Raw genomic sequence first — 16,778 nt, 5'->3', positions numbered from 1 at the left:
TGGCCTTCATATCTCTAATGATTTCCCACTTTTACCGTTTTTCAAGACGGGCATTTTCTAAAGCTTTTACATCAATTTTCTTCATCTTGAAGAGCGCTTCCATCACTCTTAGGTTTTCCTCTCGTGAACCTTTATACATAACCTCATTCATGTTATCCGGCGCAATCTGCCATGAAAATCCGAATTGATCCTTTACCCAGCCGCATTGTTCTGCGTCAGGCTTGGCAGAAAGCTTGTCCCAAAAGTAATCAATCTCCTTCTGGTCCTTACAGTTTACAATTAATGAAAATGCTTCATTAAAATTGAAGTCTACATCATATGCATTGTCCATGGCTGAAAGGTGCATGCCACAAAGTTTGAAATCAGCATAATTCACCTTTGCTTTTGATGAAATAGCTTCTCCTGCTCCATATCGGCTGATAAATCCCATTTCTGAATCCTTAAATATGTCTTTGTAGTAATTTACCGCTTCTTCAGCCTTCCCACATGATTCTCCCGAGAAAAGCAAGTTTGGTGTAATTTTTTGGACAGTTTGAGCATTATCTGTTAGCATTAGCTGCCATGACAAACCAAATCGATCCTGTACCCAGCCATACCATTTACTGAAAGGATATTCCCCTAATGGCATTATTTCAGTACCGCCTTCTAGCAAGGCTTTCCATTTGGTATTCACTTCTTCGACAGATTCACAAGCAACCATCAAGGATGCAGATGGGTTAAAGTTAAAGTAAGGACCTGCACTTATTGCCATGAATTCTAGTCCAGCCAATTTAAAGCTGACCAATTCGGAATCTCCAGAAGGAGTGTTTTCAATAACTGTTTCATTTAATAGTGTTGAGTTCTCAAATAAGCTGATATAAAACAATGCGGCTTCTTTCGCTTCTTTGTCATACCATAAATGCGGAACTATTTTTTGCATAAGAACCTCCTAAAATCTTTACTACTTCTTCCTGATATTAATATACTCGAGAATCCAAATAAATCCAATTATAGCGCAAGGTGTCAGGAACCAATTCGGCACTTTCATGATTTATTAAAATTAACGCTCCAAGCTAGCCATTTATCAATTCCCCTGATCCATGAACTGTTTTTTAAAAAAATTAATAGTTTATTAACAATTCTTTACACTCCCTTAATTAACATAATAAAGGTAGTTACCTATAATCATAGTTAAGAAACTCAAAAGGGGGAAAAAAATAGCAGTTAGATTTGCCTTTTATGCAGCTGCAATACTTAATAACAGCTTTTTAATTACAGCTAACAAAAGAAAAGAAAACAGAAGCCATATATGAGGAGGAATTTTAAATGCTTCAAAATATTGGGGTTCCGGGTTTAATCCTTATTCTTGTAATCGCCTTAATCATTTTCGGTCCTTCGAAATTACCGGAATTAGGAAGAGCCGTAGGCTCAACATTAAAGGAATTCAAAAAATCAACAAGAGATTTAGTTTCCGATGAAGAGCCGGCAAAAACACAACCTAAAAAAGAAGAAAAAGCTATTTAATTCGTATCATTTTTAGGAAGATGTAAGAGGCTTGCATCTTCTTTTTTATAAGGAGGGAAGCCCCATGAAAAACCATGATATGGACCTGATTGGTCATTTTGAAGAATTACGCAAACGTCTCATTCTCATATTAGGAACCTTTATCCTGCTCTTCATTTTGTCCTTTATCTATGTACAAGACATTTATCACTGGCTAGTAAAGGATTTACAGGTGAAGCTGGCCATATTAGGACCGAGCGATATTTTATGGGTCTATATGATCCTAGCAAGTGTTGCCGCTATTGCAGGAACTATCCCAATGGCCGCCTATCAAACTTGGCTGTTTGTCCGTCCAGGATTGAAAGAATCGGAACGTAGAGTAACACTGGCATATATCCCAGCACTATTCATTTTATTTATAATCGGGATTTGTTTCGGTTATTTTGTCATTTTTCCTACGGTATTTCAATTTCTCCTATCTATGTCGGAGGATATGTTTATGGCCTTTTTTACAACAGAAAAGTACTTTACGTTTTTAATTCATATGACGCTGCCATTTGGATTTTTATTCGAGCTTCCTGTGATCATCATGTTCCTAACAAGTGTCGGAGTACTGAACCCGTATCGATTACAAAAAATTCGAAAATACGCTTATTTTGTCCTAATTTTAATTGCAATTTTCATCACCCCACCGGATTTTCTATCAGACATATTGGTAGTCATCCCTTTGATTTTCCTATATGAATGCAGCGTCGGATTATCAAAGATCGTTTATCGGCGAAAACAACAATTGAATCTAGCTGCGTAAAAATTAACAAAAGTCTTAGTCAATTTGCTAAGACTTCTTTTTATGAAACAATCAATTATCTTTACCTTAAGAGCAAACAATCAAATAAAACAAAAGTCTAAAAGAAAAGATGTAAACCAGACACCAGCGGTTTACATCCTTTTATAGATTCGTATAAAGTTTATATCTTCACTCCGTGGCGCTCAAATGCAGCCGCCTCTAAAACGGACATACCTTGTTCCTCGGCAGCCTTAGCCATTTTATCCGAAACTTGTGGTGCAAGATTCTCAGGAGCAGCATAGGACATTTCCCTTGCTCGCGCAGAGTTTCTTCGTTGGAACGGTCCCCAAACGGCAAAGGTTTGGCCTGGTTCTTGAATATTGACAAATAGCGTGTTTCCATCAGGCGAGAATGTCGGTCCTGCCAGTTCAGATCCACTTTGACGGTTGGCGGCAAAAGGATAGACTTTGCCTTCAGGGGTAATTCCCATAAGTCGATCTTGGCCTGAACCATCTTCTGCAAACCAAAGGTCACCCCATGGAGTCATACAGATATTATCTGGATATTCCATTTCTCGTGCATCATTCCCCTCATAGAAAAGCTCTAATGTATTAGTGTGAGGAATATAACGGTATACGCGTCCAAGCTTTTTCTCACCGGCGGAGGTGTCGTCGAACCAGAATACTCCCTCTTGGAAGAACGCCCCCTCTAGTCTACTGAACTCAATGCAACCTTGTGCCTTGGCATCTTCGCGACACAAATGAGGATCTAGTTCCTTCCAAACAATCTCAAATTTTTGTCCTGTTTTAAAGGTGCTTGCTGCTGGACGTTGTACCGCTTCAATAGCCGCTGCATAAAGCTTTCCGCCTTTTTGTAACGCACCCGGCTTTTGGTTGGTGTCATTTGGAATAAAACGGTAAAAGTAACTTGGGCTTGCATCCTCAGTTAAATATACATATCCTGTCGCTGGGTCAATCGCGCAGGCCTCATGGGAAAAGCGCCCCATTTCCTTGATTGGAGTTCTGGACATTTCGTTCTCCGGCTGTGTTGGATCCACTTCGAACACATATCCGTGTGTCGCGGAACGTGTTTCTTCACAAGTCAGCCAAGTCCCCCAAGGTGTCGCACCACCAGCACAATTTCGGATTGTACCTGAAGAGGTTACATATTCTTTGATGACTTCTCGATTTGGACCTACAACTAGAGCTGTTGTACCACCTTGAGCTGCCGCATCATAAGGATTGCTTCCAAGTGCTGCGCCTGCCCCCAATTCATGGTTACGTACAAGAATGGTTGTATTGTTAGGTCCCTCGAAAGCTGCCATCCCATCAAAGGCTCCCGGGATTTTTGCCCCGTTTGACATCTGATTGCCCTCTACGGAGATAATTTTGTAACGGAATCCTTTTGGAAGATCAAGAATTCCATTCGGGTCTGGAACCAAAGGACCATACTCACCAAAACCGCTGGTCGGATTACTAGTAGTATCCGCAAATGCTTTTGAACCGACTGCTAACACTCCAGTTGTTCCAAGCGTAAGTGCAAGTGTGCTCATTCCACCTGCTTTTAAGAAATCCCGTCTATTCATGCCATTTTTACTTTCCATAATGTAAATCTTCCTCCTCTTAATGCTTTTCCTATCTATTGATAGTTTAACTGGCAAACATTAAGGATTAATGGAAATTCTGTATGGATTAGGTAAATAAGTTTAAAGAATTGTAAAAATACTTTAAATAAAAAAATAATAGTGGCCATTGGTATTTGCTTCTTCAGCAATTTCTACAAGATTTCTATATTGTGTACTTTTATCTTTCCTTAACAACAACTTCATAGTGTCTTAATATGTATAGTTTACAATAGCATTGTATCAATCATTTCTCCTAAAGGAAGGGATTTCAATGTTTTTAAAAAATTTAGCGATGAAAAAACTTGTTACAATTGTCTATGATAAAAATGGCATCGTACAAACCATGAAAGGACGCGTCTATTGCCTTAACTTGCGCGAACAGATCCTTTCACTGAAAGATGAACAACAAAAGATATCTTCTATCAGTTTATCCAGTATTAGAGAAGTTTACTAACTTTCTAATACTGTTTTTTTATGGAATCGCAGAATTAAATCTAACATCAAAACCGTTCAGCATTAGCGGAACGGTCAACATTTATTGTTAGGCTCTATTTTTTTAAAAAAAGATTATTGTTTTTTTTGATTCGCCGATAAATATCCGGGAATCGCCGATAAATAGCCAGATTCGCCGATATCCTTCTAAAATCCGCAGATAAACACCCGGAGCCGCCGATACCCTTTAAAAATTCACCAGTAAATGCCTTCAGCTACCTCTTTCTCTTCAGCCTTTCGACAATGAGAGCACCTTGCTCATAATATTTTACGATTTGTTCAACCAATTTTTCTTTGCTCTCAGTCAAGGACTGCAGATCCAACTCGAGTTCCAGGCTATTAAACATATGTTCACCATTTGGTTTGGAGTATTCATACGCTGTTTGCAAACCGACTAATTCATCCCAGTCCAATGCATGAACTTCCGTCGTTACCTGCTGGTATTCATCCTCAAGCAGATGGAAGCCGACAGTATAGGTAAGCGGCCATGAACCGTAATTGAGCAATGTCCCTATATGTACTCGAGGTTGGTCATGACCTGCAAAGGACATGGCCACCCAGCCAATAATAGGGGCCTCACCATATTCTTTCTCAAACTTTGCAATCACATCCGGCAACCGTGCTAACTGATACTTATAGCTAACTCCCTCATATCGTGAAGAAAGTCTTAGTTTCGCCTCTTCCCCTACCGAAACAAACAATTCTTTAGCAAAGCTCTGAAATTCCTTAATGGACTCCACATGGGATTGGATCTGTTCCACATTAACTGTTTGCACTAAGGTCATAAAAATAACTCCCCGTATTAATTTTTTTATTAAAATCGGAATTTCCTTTATAAGAAATTTAAAAAAATCGCAAATCTTTAAGTTTAAAAGATTTGCGATTTTTTTGATCAATTATGTTAAATGCCGGCTATTAATCTTCCGTACTTTCTTCACTAATAACAGCTTCAATATCAATTTCCATTAACATTTCTGGCATCGCAAAGCCACTGACAATTAAACCAGTGCTGCAAGGATAGACATCTTTAAAGTGTTTAGCCAAGACCGGATAAACCTTACTGCGGTCTTCTCTTTTAAGTATATAAACTGTCATTTTACAAATATCTTTAACGGAGCCGCCAGCTTCTTCAAGCAGCTGCTTCACACACTTACATGCTTGCTCTGTTTGTGCTGCAACATCCCCGATTCCATGGAAGTTGCCTTCTAAATCAAAACCTGTTTGGCCTCTTAAAAAGATACGGTTTCCAGCACGTACGGCCATGCTCAATTCGTTTTTAATATGATGCTCGGGCTTTCCTAGATTGGAAGGATAATATTGATCCGTCTTGAATTTTCTAATTCTCTTAATTGGTGGTCCCTTTTTAATATCTTCTTGTACTGTCATCGTAATTGAATCCTCCTATATCCTTTTTTTAGCCAATTAAGGAATATATCCTTAATTGTTCCCTAAATAAAATATACTACCGACCTTCTAAAAAGTCAATATAGTTCTAACACTTTTAATTTTCAGAAAACAAAAGATGCTCGAATGCATAAGAATTCTATAAATCCATCATTGCAATCGGCATCTTTTTTAATTCCCTGCGTTTATTTCACCACTTTAAGTGGTTGGTCAACAAATTCATCCATCTCTTGAGCCTGCTTACTGTTTTTTGATCGGATCATATAAGCCACTAGAATGGCCCCGAAGCTTACCAGGCTAAGATAGACTTGCGATCGTGTCCCTGGTATCCATATCATCGCTGCAATCACTCCGAACATCCAGAGGATCGTTACGTAAGAGAGGTAAGGAAAGAGCCACATTTTTAGCTTTAATTTCTCAGGTGATTCCTTTTCCAGTCGGCGCCGTAAACGAACTTGAGCAAAAGCGAGGATTAAATAGTAGAATAGCATGGTTGCTCCTGCTGAATTAATCAAAAACAGAAAAACTGTTTCAGGAAAAAAGTAGTTTAAAACAACACCTACGTAACCAAAGGCTGTCCCTGCCAATATTGCCCTTACCGGAACGCCTCTCTTATTAAGTTTTACGAGAAATTTAGGTGCGTCTCCTTGCTTTGTTAATGTAAACAAGCTTCTAGAGGTAATGTACAAACAAGAATTAAGCGAGCTGAGTACGGCTGTAAGAACAACAACTTCCATTATGAAAGGGGCGAAAGGAAGACCTAATTGTTTAAGTGCAATAGCAAACGGACTTTGAATGGCAACTCCGGCAAATTCAAAATTCCAAGGAACAATGGCTACAATAATGAAGACAGAGACAACATAAAAGAGAAAGATGCGATACATCACTTGATTAGTGGCTTTTGCTGCATATTTAGCAGGCTGGTCAGACTCAGCAGCCGCAATGGTAGCAATTTCTGCGCCGCCCATCGAGAAAAGCACGGTAACGCTTCCAATTAGAGCCGCAACCATTCCATTTGGAAAAAATCCGCCAGTTGAATATAGATTTGAAAAACCAGGAGATGCTTCTCCAGGCCAAAAGCCTAAAAGATAAATAGCCCCAAATGCAATAAAGAAGATGATGGCAAATATTTTGATTGAAGCGAACCAAAATTCAGTTTCGGCGAAGGACTTTACAGAATACAGGTTAGTTAAAGTAAGTATCACTAATAATACCAGGCATAAAACCCAAGGAGGTATATTCGGAAAATAATTTACTAGAATACCAGCTCCTGCAACTGCCTCGATTGCCGCAACGATCACCCACATATACCAATACAGCCAGCCAACACTAAAACCAGCCCAGTTGCCTAAACCCGCACGAGCATATTCAGAGATAGAACCTGCTGTCGGATGCGCTACTGCCATTTCACCAATCATACGCATAACCAAAAACATGAGTGTACCAGACAAAATATAACTAATCACTGCTGCTGGTCCGGTTGAATTAATAACGGCTCCACTTCCTACGAAAAGCCCAGCGCCTATAATCCCGCCTAGCGCGATCATAGTTACGTGCCGATTTTTCAGTGTGTTTTGCAATTGCCCCTCTGAAGAGGGTTCTTGCTGCCTATGAGTGTTCCCCATATTTCCACCTTCTTTATATTGTTTTATATGTAAAATAAATGGAATATATCCTTAAATATTCCTTAAAAGAATGATACAGTCCGAGAAAAAAATTGTCAATTGTATTTTTAGAACATTTTAAATAATTTTACTATTATAGTTGTTTAGCAATTTGATTAATCACTAAATAAAAACAGGGTGCCGGTTTCTTGAAAACGAAAGCACCCTTTATCGAAAATGGATACAGATACTATGTTTCTTGATTTCCTTGATAGACTAGTGGTTTTTGAGACAATTCTCGATCAATATTGATGATTCCCTGCAGAATTAAGTTCCCGGCCTTTTCAATATCTTCAGGCAGACTTAATTCTTCAGGACAATGGCTTTTTCCATCAATGCTCTTTACGAACACCATGGCAGACTTTGTGATCTTAGCCATATGTGCCGCATCATGGACCGCCATGCTTGGTAATATCATATAAGGTTCTCTCATCTGCTTAGCTGTCTTTTGTAAAAGATGGACAATCTCCTTATCCAGCATAACTGGTTTTTGATCCAGGAAGGTTTGCTGCTCTACCTTTACCTGTCTTCTCCCAGCGATTTCATTCCAAGCCTTTTGAACAGCGGCTATGGTCTGTTGAATTTTCTCCTCTGTTTCGCCCCTGACTTCAAAGATAAAATCGACCTGCCCCGGAACAATATTAGCAGCGTTCGGTGAAACATTTAATTTACCGACTGTTCCTACCACACCGCTATTAGACTGCTTGCATTGACGCTCCACTGCCAGGACCATTTCCGCTGCTGCTGTTAAGGCATCCTGCCTGTGTTCCATCATAGTGGTACCCGAGTGATTCGACTGCCCGATTACCCGCACGTTGCTGCGGTAAGCACCTACAACCTTGTCGATCACTGCAACGGCAATATCCGCACTTTCTAAGCGCTGCCCCTGCTCAATGTGCAATTCAATAAACGCACGTTTCTTTTTCCACATTTCCTGCATCAAAGGAAAATGCTCCAAGCCCCCGCCCGCCTTTGTTAATTCCGCATTTAGGCTTCTTCCTGTGGAATCACATGCATGCTCCAGCATGCCGGCAGTTAACCGGCCGACAAACGACCGGCTGCCAAATGTAGATAAATTGAAATCATTCGACTCTTCTGCTGTAAAGGAAACAATTTCTAGATCATGATCAAGTGTTACATTATGTTCAAGGAGTGTTTTAATAATTTCTTTTGCCATCAAAGTACCTAGCGGGCCATCGAATTTGCCGCCATTTGGAACGGAATCCAAATGAGACCCAATGACAAGGCTTCCTTCTCTTTTCCCCGTCCCTTTGAGCCTTCCCCAAATATTAGCTGCCCCATCAATCGTAACCTCTAAACCCATGGCTTCTATTTCTTTAATAAAGCGCTCCCGTACTTCATAATCAGCAGGGGAAAAACTTGGTCTTGTGACCCCCCCATGAGCGCTTTTTCCATAATCGGCATAGGCTTCAATGTCTGCCATTAATCGTTGAATGTTTACTTGCATGATGAATGTTCACCTCAAATCGCCTTAAATATGTAGAGTCCTATAAAACCTGCTGTTTATTCGTCTCCTTTGACTCCATAAGCAGGCGCTAGTTCCGGTTCGATCGCTCTCGTTTTATAATCGTTTGCCTGCGGGCCGTAAATTTCCCATAATTTTTTCAAATCCCCAAGTGGATTATCACTGTAATCCACACGCAAATCCACAAACGCAAAGGATACGTCTGGATGATAGACTAATAAACCAATGGAACGTTCTTGGTCGAGTTCTCCACCCATGTTAAAACCACACTCGATGGCCGCAATCAAGCGTTCAGGCAATGATAGATCGCTTAGTTCAAGGAAACGCTGCCCCATCGCTGTTGGAATGGCAGGATCACTTAACAGGTTGCCGATGCTTGCTACATCTTGAGCGTAAAATTCGCCATTTGTACCGAGCGCTCTTTCTCCTGTAAACACACTTGATCTGCCATCTCTATCGACAACAGCCAGCTGTCTGAATTCTGGATAATCAGAAGCTGCTTTCATTGTCCGAATAGCTGATTCTGCATCATACCCTTGCTCCAATGTACCAATTCCAATATCCGCAAGGCGTGGATCGGTTACGTTCTGAGTAAGAATTGCTCCTACATCAGATTTAACCCAAGGACATCTTGCTCCAACTGAAGGACTGCTGGAAGTAACGATTGCTCCTAGAGCCCCTGTTTTAGCACAGCGGCCTGCTACTGAAAATGTCATTTGAAATTTCCTCCTTAGAATAAATAAGGAGCGACAATCATAATGGCTGCTGCTCCTGTCATTAAATTTTTTTCTTATACCTTTAAAGTAAAGGAACCTGCTGCTACGAAGGAAGTAAAATATTCCTCTCCCAGTAGTCTTTGGGCTTGGGTGTAGTTGCCTTCCTTTAACAGCTGCCGTATCCGTGTTGAAGATATCATATCACCATGTTCGCAGGTTAATGGCTCTACCACTTCTACTGTAAAATAACGTCGTAACACTTCGATTGTGCCTTTACGATTTTTTCCAAATAGGAAGTTTGGACCTTCCCAAATTTCAACGGGATTCATTTCTTGTAGTTCGGCAATGAAATCCGGCACTTCCTGTTTCATAAACGCTTCATTAAATGGACCGACAATCACATGGTCAGCTCCAATCATTTTAAGACGCTGCAGCTTTTCTTCCACAGACATTAACAGCCTGCAGCCTGTAAAGAATATTTTCGGGGGAGGATCAAAGGTATATACTACAAAAGGAACTCCAAGCTTTTCGGCTCGTTCTTTTGCTTTTAATAATAATGCCTGATGACCCCTATGAATACCGTCGAGAGCACCGATCGTAAGAACAGATGCAGAAAGCTTTAAAGTACCTGGTATATGAATTTCCAATGAAACCTTCCCCTTTCTATTTTAAAAAATTACACAGTTACTGCTGATTTTTTTGGTTGCAGATCTGCCGCTTTACGAACTAATTCGCGCTGCTTTTCGGCATCAAAATTATTAAAGACAGCCATTTGCTGCGCGAATGGAGGGCTCTGCGCAAACAATTCAAAGGTTGTAAGATGTCCTGCATAGGAAGAGTTTAAAAGATCTCTTGCAAAGTATAATAATTTTCCTCGCTCTTCAGGAGTCCACTGACCTACAGAATAGTACTTATCCATATATTGTTGAATCGCCGGATCAGCCATTGTATCAGAGTCTGGTGAAACCGCTAATTGGCCGCCAACAAGTTCTCTTGTTAAATGAGCCATTGCCGGGAAGTTTTCTAGCGCGAATACACGGCCAGTATAAAGCAGCGATTGATTTGGCATCATTAAACCGCTGGCACTTACTTCTGCTTCCGCAACAGCTGCTGTTAAATGCGCATTAATTCCTTCTCTATAGTTGATTAGCTGTGAAATTTTCTCCTTTACTGCCTGAAGCTGTGTAAGACCGGTCTGCTCAACATTCAATAAAGCTGTTCCAAGTAAATAATCCGCTCTGCGCAATAGTCTAAGCGTATAGTTGAAAGCAGAATAGCGGTGTACTGTCGCACGAATATAGGCCGCAGATTCTAATGAACGATGGAATAACACGTTTTCCCATGGAATTAACACATTGTCAAAAACAAGCAACGTATCAATCTCCTGGAATTTTGTTGAAATTGGATAATCCGTTTTATTGTTTGTTGTACCTAGAGAGCTGCGGCAAATGTGCTTTAATCCTGGCGCTCCCATATCTGCGATGAATCCGCAGGCAAACGGCGCCATGCTGTCAGCTCCAGCTGCCCAGTCTAAAATAGTCGGTTTTACGAAGGCTTGGTTCGCATAGGCTGCAGCGGTTTCAAACTTAGCACCTGTCACCACAATCCCTTTATCATTTTCCTCGACAACATGAAGCAATGTTCCGCCATCTTTGCCGCTGAATAATTTGCTGCGGTCACCTTTTGGATCTGTGTTCGCGGAAACGTGGAAAATGTCTTCTCTTGCAATCCGATCAATATGATAATCAATATTTCTAGCATAGGTAGGATCAATTTCATTTAATCGATCCTTCGCATCGTATAGCGACCACATTTCACCGATTGTTTCATCACCCACTCGGTACACAACACCGCCAAGATCATCTAGTACCGTTTCTACGTGAGTCCGGATAGCTTTTAAATCTTCTTTCGTTGTTGGCGGTTTATAAGCGCGGGAAACAACTTCACCATCATCCAACGTGGTTGTTAATATATCCTTATATTGTGGTTCAAAAGCCATGTCATACATTCTTGATTTCACATCGATAATTGGTTTAAATGCGGGATGCTCCGTAATATTTGTGACTCTTTCTCCGTCGATATAAACTTCGCGTCCGTCATTCAATGATTCACGATATTCCTTACCTGTCCTTAATGCCATAACTGCTTCCTCCTTTTAAACTTTTATTCTTTATTTTTATCGAAATGGCTTAAACTGGCTGTTGATTTCCACACCAGGCACTTCGCTTTCCGCGGGCGGTCCGTGGAGCATTCCGCAGGAGTCTTCCGCCTTCCGCTCCAATCAACAGGGGGATAAAATCAACAAAGTCCTTTAATACAACCTATCGAAAAGGCTTTCAAAAATAGCTTTCTATCAATTACCGTGAAATCTGCTTAAACTGGCCAAATTTCCCTCTGAAATACACTAAAGGGTCGTTTTCTGCTGCGTCAGCCTTTTGAACCTCCGCAAGAAATACAGAATGAGTGCCGCCTGTTACTTCTTCCACGACGCGGCATTCAATTTGAGCAAGAGTGTCGTTCAATACTGGGTTGCCAAGCTCACCATAAGACATATTGACATCCTTGAACTTATCCGTATTCGCTCTAGCAAACTGCAGCGCAAGGTCACTCTGGCCATCGGCAAGGATATTTACCGTAAATGAACCTGCTTTTGAAATTGCATGACACGTACCAGTACTCTTATTGGCACAAACTAGAAGCATAGGGGGATCAAGAGAAACAGAACTCACTGCACTGGCAGTTATGCCATAATCCACTTCATTTTCTCTAACCGTTATTATGGATACTCCGCTGGCGAAATGGCCAATTACATTTCTGAATTCCTCGGAACTCACTGCTTGATTAGGTTTGTTTTCTTGAGAAGACACGTTACTCATCTCATTTTCCTCCTTTTCCAATAAGGGAATTATTCTCTATATATTCCTTAATTAAAACTATACAAACTTCTTTTTAAAAAGTCAACAAATTTTCTAAAAATTCTATTTTGTTAGAAAAGATTAAAAACGGTAATAAAGACCTCGTCATTAACGAACTGATCAAAAAACGGCTGTCTCAACCAAAGAGGAACCTGGTTAAGACGGCCGCTTAATCAAAATATCTTATACTTAACACCATCATTCTGAATTCAATTGAATACTAGCTAAAAAATCTAAGCCCACTCGGTATATTTTCCGCGGTCTCCCTCTGGTAGTAGGAGCTTCTTCTCCTACCTCTTCCGCAATCCCAACCTTTGTTAAATCCGTAAGAATCCGCCGGGCATTTCTTTGTGTCATTTTTAACCATTCTGCTATTTCCGAAGCTGTTACCGTGTTCTTGCCTAATCTTTTTTGCACAGACATGATTTTATTAAACGTAGTAATCGAGACTCCGCTTTCCTTCAGCTTCTCCCCCATCTCTTTGTTTTCATTTCTAAACCCATAAGAGATGCTTTCTTTTTCGGTTAATGGGCCTTTTACTACCCCATTATTTTCTACCGAAAAAGCACAGTATGTACCATGATTTTGTGCATGATGTAAAGCTAGACGCGCATTTTCCTCTGCGGCTAAAGAAGTATCCCCATATCCGATTCCAATATTGGAAGGTAAATCCGTAATTAGAGCCAGCTTTTCTAAAAGATGAATACTTTGTTCCCCATCTTCCTGTAAAGAGCCTCTTGTAGAAAAAATCATATATGTTCCGATCCCTAATGAGATAAACGATCCAGATATTGATTCACAGAAAGATAATATAGCCGATTGCAGCTCTAAATTTAACCGATGCAGGTCATACGACAAAACATGCGGGCTTTCAATTTTTTCTGTACTTTCCGTTTTGATTAACATAACAGCAATCTGCGAATATTTTAAATGCACCGTCTGCCAATACTGGAGTGCCGCATCTATGGTCAATCTAATATTGGCACGTGTTGGAGTAATTCGGTAAACAGGCACTCCCTTAGCACGAAGCTTTTCATACACATCACTTAAGCAGGTGATACAAACAGAAACTTTACCTTTTTTAAATAGGTTTAAATGATAATCATGGATCTCTTGAATTGGCGTAAATCCTAAATATTTATACCAGTGAATGTGTTCTGATGAAATCTTCAAATCTCCATATGTCTCAAAAATATCATGTTCTTCAAGCAAATCAATGCTTGCTTTATTTATATCCAATTTATCTTTATAACTAATTTGCATTAATGCTTTCATTAAACTGGAATCATTTAGGATAAGATAAAAAAATGGCTGCTTTGATGTGCTTTTTTTTGCCAATGTATAAGGTGTCATACCCGAAAAAATCCAAAGGTCCACTAGATCTTGATTTTCTTCCACAATATTTGTTGTTTCTTCTGCGTGCTGATAGATAAACGGAAAAAGTTCTATTTGATCCTTATAATCGTTTGCCACTTCACTCATTTTCTGTACAGAATCCTTTGGACCTACAATACCGACTCTTGTTCTCAACTACACCCCTCCAACTAACTAAGATCCCCTTACCTAGAAATGAAACTTACCATTTATATTTGTAATACAGTTTATTAACGTTTTAACGGCAATTGGCATTACTTTTTCATCAATGTCGAATTTCTCATTATGATGGCCGGCAGCAAGCGGTGTTCCAAAAACCACATAAGCTGCTTGGCCTCCCTTTTCCTGTACACGGGACATCATATAGGTTGCATCCTCCGAGCCGCCTGATTGAAAAACTCCTTTAATCGTATGTATTTCCGTTACAGACCGTGCTTGATTGCGAAGAAAAGACAACAGTTCTGTGCTTGGCTTAACAGTCTTAGCTTCACCTGTCAATTTTATACTAGAGGTAACATCGTACATATCACTTGCGGATTGAATGATGGTAAACGCTCGTTTGCACATATATTCATTTACCTCCGTCGTTTCCCCGCGAGTCTCCACTTTAAGAAAAGCCTTATTGGGTATAATGTTCCTCCCGCTTCCAGCCTGAAAGACACCAACATTAATACGGGAGCTTCCCTGACTGTGAGAGGATATAGCGTGCATATTTAACGTTGCCGTTGCTGCAGCAAGGAGGGCATTATTTCCTTCTTCGGGATTAGCACCCGCGTGAGCGGCTTTCCCTGTGAAGGTCACATCAAATTTTGTCGTTGCCAAAAAACCAAGGTCGCTGCAAATAAACTCGCCAAGCTCAGCGCCAAGCCCAATATGCATGGCAATAAAGATGTCAACATCATCGACAACCCCAGCATTGACCATCGACTTAGCCCCGCGCACCCCTTCTTCTGAAGGTTGAAAAATGAGTTTATAACAGCCGTTTAGTTGATCTTTCATGTTAGACAAGACGGATGCAGCCCCAAGGCCAATAGCTGTATGAGCATCATGCCCGCATGCGTGCATCATGTTTTCATTTAAAGAGAAGAATCCTTCTTGCAATGGCCGATGGCTACCATCTGATGATTCTTGAATGTCTAATGCATCCATGTCGAAACGTAACCCGATTGTTGGTCCAGGCCGGCCTGTGTTTAAAACACCAACCACTCCCGTAAAGCCTCCAGCCATTTGGTCAATCCATTCCTGGTGCCCGCCCTGGCTTAAGGCTCTTTGCTTATGCTGTTCTAAGGCCGCTTCGTCTGGAACGCCCATCCGTGACTGCTCATCGACAACTTCCCGTCCCACGCTGACATCGTAACCCCAAGAAGAGAGCTTAGATGCCACAATAGAAGCCGTACGGAATTCAACCCATCCAGACTCTGCATATGTATGAAAGTCCCGACGCCATTCGATTAGCGATTGACTAATTTCTTCTGTCAACTCTGAAATCTGATTCATCATGTTTATTCCTCCTTGAATCCTTCCGCTTTCTTCTGAAGTACAGCAGCAAACATCTTTAATGAGTTGATTCCGAATATATACCTAAAATAGAACTTAAAAGTGTTTTAGCTAATTATGTTTCCCAGAACCTTCAATATCAGCCTCAATCCGGCTCATGAACTCTTCTGCCGCGCTATATCCTTGCTGGCGTAAATACCAGTTATTCGCTGCTGCCTCGATTAATCCCCCGACATCTCGTCCAGGCTGAAGCTGGATTTCAAGAGATGGGACCTTCACTCCCATATAATCTATATAATGAGGTTTTTGATCCAATTCATTATTCAAATCATCTTTCTGCCACTTAGTTAAATGAATATCCAGGGCAATCCGCGATTCCTCTTGAAATGCTCTGCGGCCGTATAAGCGAACGACATTCAGCAGCCCAATACTGCGAAGAGCTAAGAATTCTTTGGTTTTTTCATCGTGAGTACCAAGAATCGTTTGCGGACTCAGCTTCTTTAAGACAACGACATCATCTGCAACCAGCCGGTGCCCGCGGCGAATTAACGTGTGTGCTGTCTCGCTTTTTCCAACCCCCGAGTTACCGCGAAGTAAGATTCCAATACCGGATACATTCACACAAACTCCATGCACCGTCATTTCTGGTGCTAATTCCTTCACCAAATACGCATCCAATTTGATCATAAACTCCGAAGTTGTCTCCGGCTGATTGGTCATTAACAGAGGAATCCCCTTTTCAATGCAATGCTGTTTTAAATAGGTAAGCCCTTCATCTCCTGCCGTTACAATAAAACATGGCGGGTGGTAGTGGACAATATTCCCGATTCGAAATTTACGTTCCTCTTCACTTAATTTATGTAAATAGGTAATTTCCTTTTTTCCTAGTATTTGAACTCGTTCGGTTGGAAAAAAATCAAAATGCCCCACAAATTCCAGGCCTGGACGATGTACACGTGATTGTGTAATTTTTTTCTGCAGTTGATCGCCGCCAGCCAATACTTTTAATGAAAACTTCCGAACTAAGTTTTCAACTGTTATTTTTTTCACCTAATTCTCACCGCCCTAATAGCTTTTTATTTGAATTATACTGAAAAGTTATAAAATAATCATCCCTTTTGAAACCGATTTCCTAAAAAGTGGAATCAACTAACTGTTCTGATTATATGTTCGCTTCCTAAAACTGTAAGATTTTATTTCTTTCATATATTTGGGCAGCAGGATATAATATCAATTATATTTCATTTGTGTTAAAATTATTTCAAGGAAATTGTAAAATCTAGTAAAATACTAGTGATAATTTAATAATAATAAGGTAAACTATTCAGTGGTTTTGG

The 16,778-nt window shown here is 40.4% G+C and carries 15 protein-coding genes; 2 read left to right on the top strand and 13 right to left on the bottom strand.

What is annotated here, in order from left to right; all coding sequences use genetic code 11:
• Positions 1-31 precede the first annotated feature (31 nt).
• Positions 32-919 carry a VOC family protein gene (locus tag IE222_RS17115; protein WP_191274871.1) on the bottom strand — a complete coding sequence of 296 codons (888 nt, stop codon included), beginning with the start codon at positions 917-919 and terminating at the stop codon, positions 32-34.
• 386 nt (positions 920-1,305) lie between these two features.
• Between IE222_RS17115 and IE222_RS17110 the strand changes: the two genes are divergently transcribed.
• Both IE222_RS17110 and tatC read left to right on the top strand, forming a co-directional pair.
• Positions 1,306-1,503, top strand: coding sequence for a twin-arginine translocase TatA/TatE family subunit (locus tag IE222_RS17110; protein WP_191274869.1), 198 nt, complete (start codon positions 1,306-1,308; stop codon positions 1,501-1,503).
• Between the two features lie 64 nt (positions 1,504-1,567).
• Positions 1,568-2,290, top strand: coding sequence for a twin-arginine translocase subunit TatC (gene tatC, locus IE222_RS17105; RefSeq protein ID WP_191274867.1), 723 nt, complete (start codon positions 1,568-1,570; stop codon positions 2,288-2,290).
• Between the two features lie 160 nt (positions 2,291-2,450).
• Here tatC and IE222_RS17100 read toward each other — a convergent pair whose 3' ends face one another.
• The 12 genes from IE222_RS17100 to hprK form a co-directional block, all read right to left on the bottom strand.
• Complete coding sequence (locus IE222_RS17100) at positions 2,451-3,872, bottom strand: alkaline phosphatase PhoX (RefSeq protein WP_191274865.1); 1,422 nt, start codon at positions 3,870-3,872, stop codon at positions 2,451-2,453.
• Between the two features lie 728 nt (positions 3,873-4,600).
• Positions 4,601-5,170 (bottom strand): hypothetical protein, encoded by a 570-nt coding sequence (locus tag IE222_RS17095; RefSeq protein ID WP_191274863.1) that lies wholly within the window; start codon positions 5,168-5,170, stop codon positions 4,601-4,603.
• 130 nt (positions 5,171-5,300) lie between these two features.
• On the bottom strand, positions 5,301-5,771 hold the full coding sequence (locus IE222_RS17090; RefSeq protein ID WP_191274861.1) for a RidA family protein: 471 nt from the start codon (positions 5,769-5,771) through the stop codon (positions 5,301-5,303).
• Between the two features lie 203 nt (positions 5,772-5,974).
• Complete coding sequence (locus IE222_RS17085; RefSeq protein ID WP_191274859.1) at positions 5,975-7,414, bottom strand: amino acid permease; 1,440 nt, start codon at positions 7,412-7,414, stop codon at positions 5,975-5,977.
• 229 nt (positions 7,415-7,643) lie between these two features.
• A complete protein-coding gene (locus IE222_RS17080; RefSeq protein ID WP_191274858.1) occupies positions 7,644-8,921 on the bottom strand; it encodes a Zn-dependent hydrolase in 1,278 nt (425 codons plus the stop codon).
• A gap of 56 nt (positions 8,922-8,977) precedes the next feature.
• Entirely contained in the window at positions 8,978-9,655 is a 678-nt protein-coding gene (locus IE222_RS17075) for a DUF1028 domain-containing protein (protein ID WP_191274856.1), read from the bottom strand.
• A gap of 74 nt (positions 9,656-9,729) precedes the next feature.
• Positions 9,730-10,302, bottom strand: coding sequence for an FAD synthetase (locus IE222_RS17070; RefSeq protein WP_191274854.1), 573 nt, complete (start codon positions 10,300-10,302; stop codon positions 9,730-9,732).
• Between the two features lie 29 nt (positions 10,303-10,331).
• On the bottom strand, positions 10,332-11,795 hold the full coding sequence (locus tag IE222_RS17065) for a 4-hydroxyphenylacetate 3-hydroxylase family protein (RefSeq protein ID WP_191274852.1): 1,464 nt from the start codon (positions 11,793-11,795) through the stop codon (positions 10,332-10,334).
• A gap of 217 nt (positions 11,796-12,012) precedes the next feature.
• Positions 12,013-12,531 (bottom strand): flavin reductase family protein, encoded by a 519-nt coding sequence (locus tag IE222_RS17060; RefSeq protein ID WP_191274850.1) that lies wholly within the window; start codon positions 12,529-12,531, stop codon positions 12,013-12,015.
• A gap of 237 nt (positions 12,532-12,768) precedes the next feature.
• On the bottom strand, positions 12,769-14,100 hold the full coding sequence (locus tag IE222_RS17055) for a helix-turn-helix domain-containing protein (protein ID WP_191274848.1): 1,332 nt from the start codon (positions 14,098-14,100) through the stop codon (positions 12,769-12,771).
• Positions 14,101-14,133: 33 nt separating this feature from the next.
• Positions 14,134-15,444 (bottom strand): amidohydrolase, encoded by a 1,311-nt coding sequence (locus IE222_RS17050; protein WP_191274846.1) that lies wholly within the window; start codon positions 15,442-15,444, stop codon positions 14,134-14,136.
• 108 nt (positions 15,445-15,552) lie between these two features.
• A complete protein-coding gene (hprK, locus tag IE222_RS17045) occupies positions 15,553-16,491 on the bottom strand; it encodes an HPr(Ser) kinase/phosphatase (protein WP_191274844.1) in 939 nt (312 codons plus the stop codon).
• Positions 16,492-16,778 lie beyond the last annotated feature (287 nt).

The sequence above is a fragment of the Neobacillus kokaensis genome, from assembly GCF_014656545.1.
GTDB lineage: Bacteria > Bacillota > Bacilli > Bacillales > Cytobacillaceae > Neobacillus > Neobacillus kokaensis.
The sequence above is the reverse complement of the archived record's forward strand: the minus strand, read 5'-3'. Positions and strand labels throughout refer to the sequence as shown.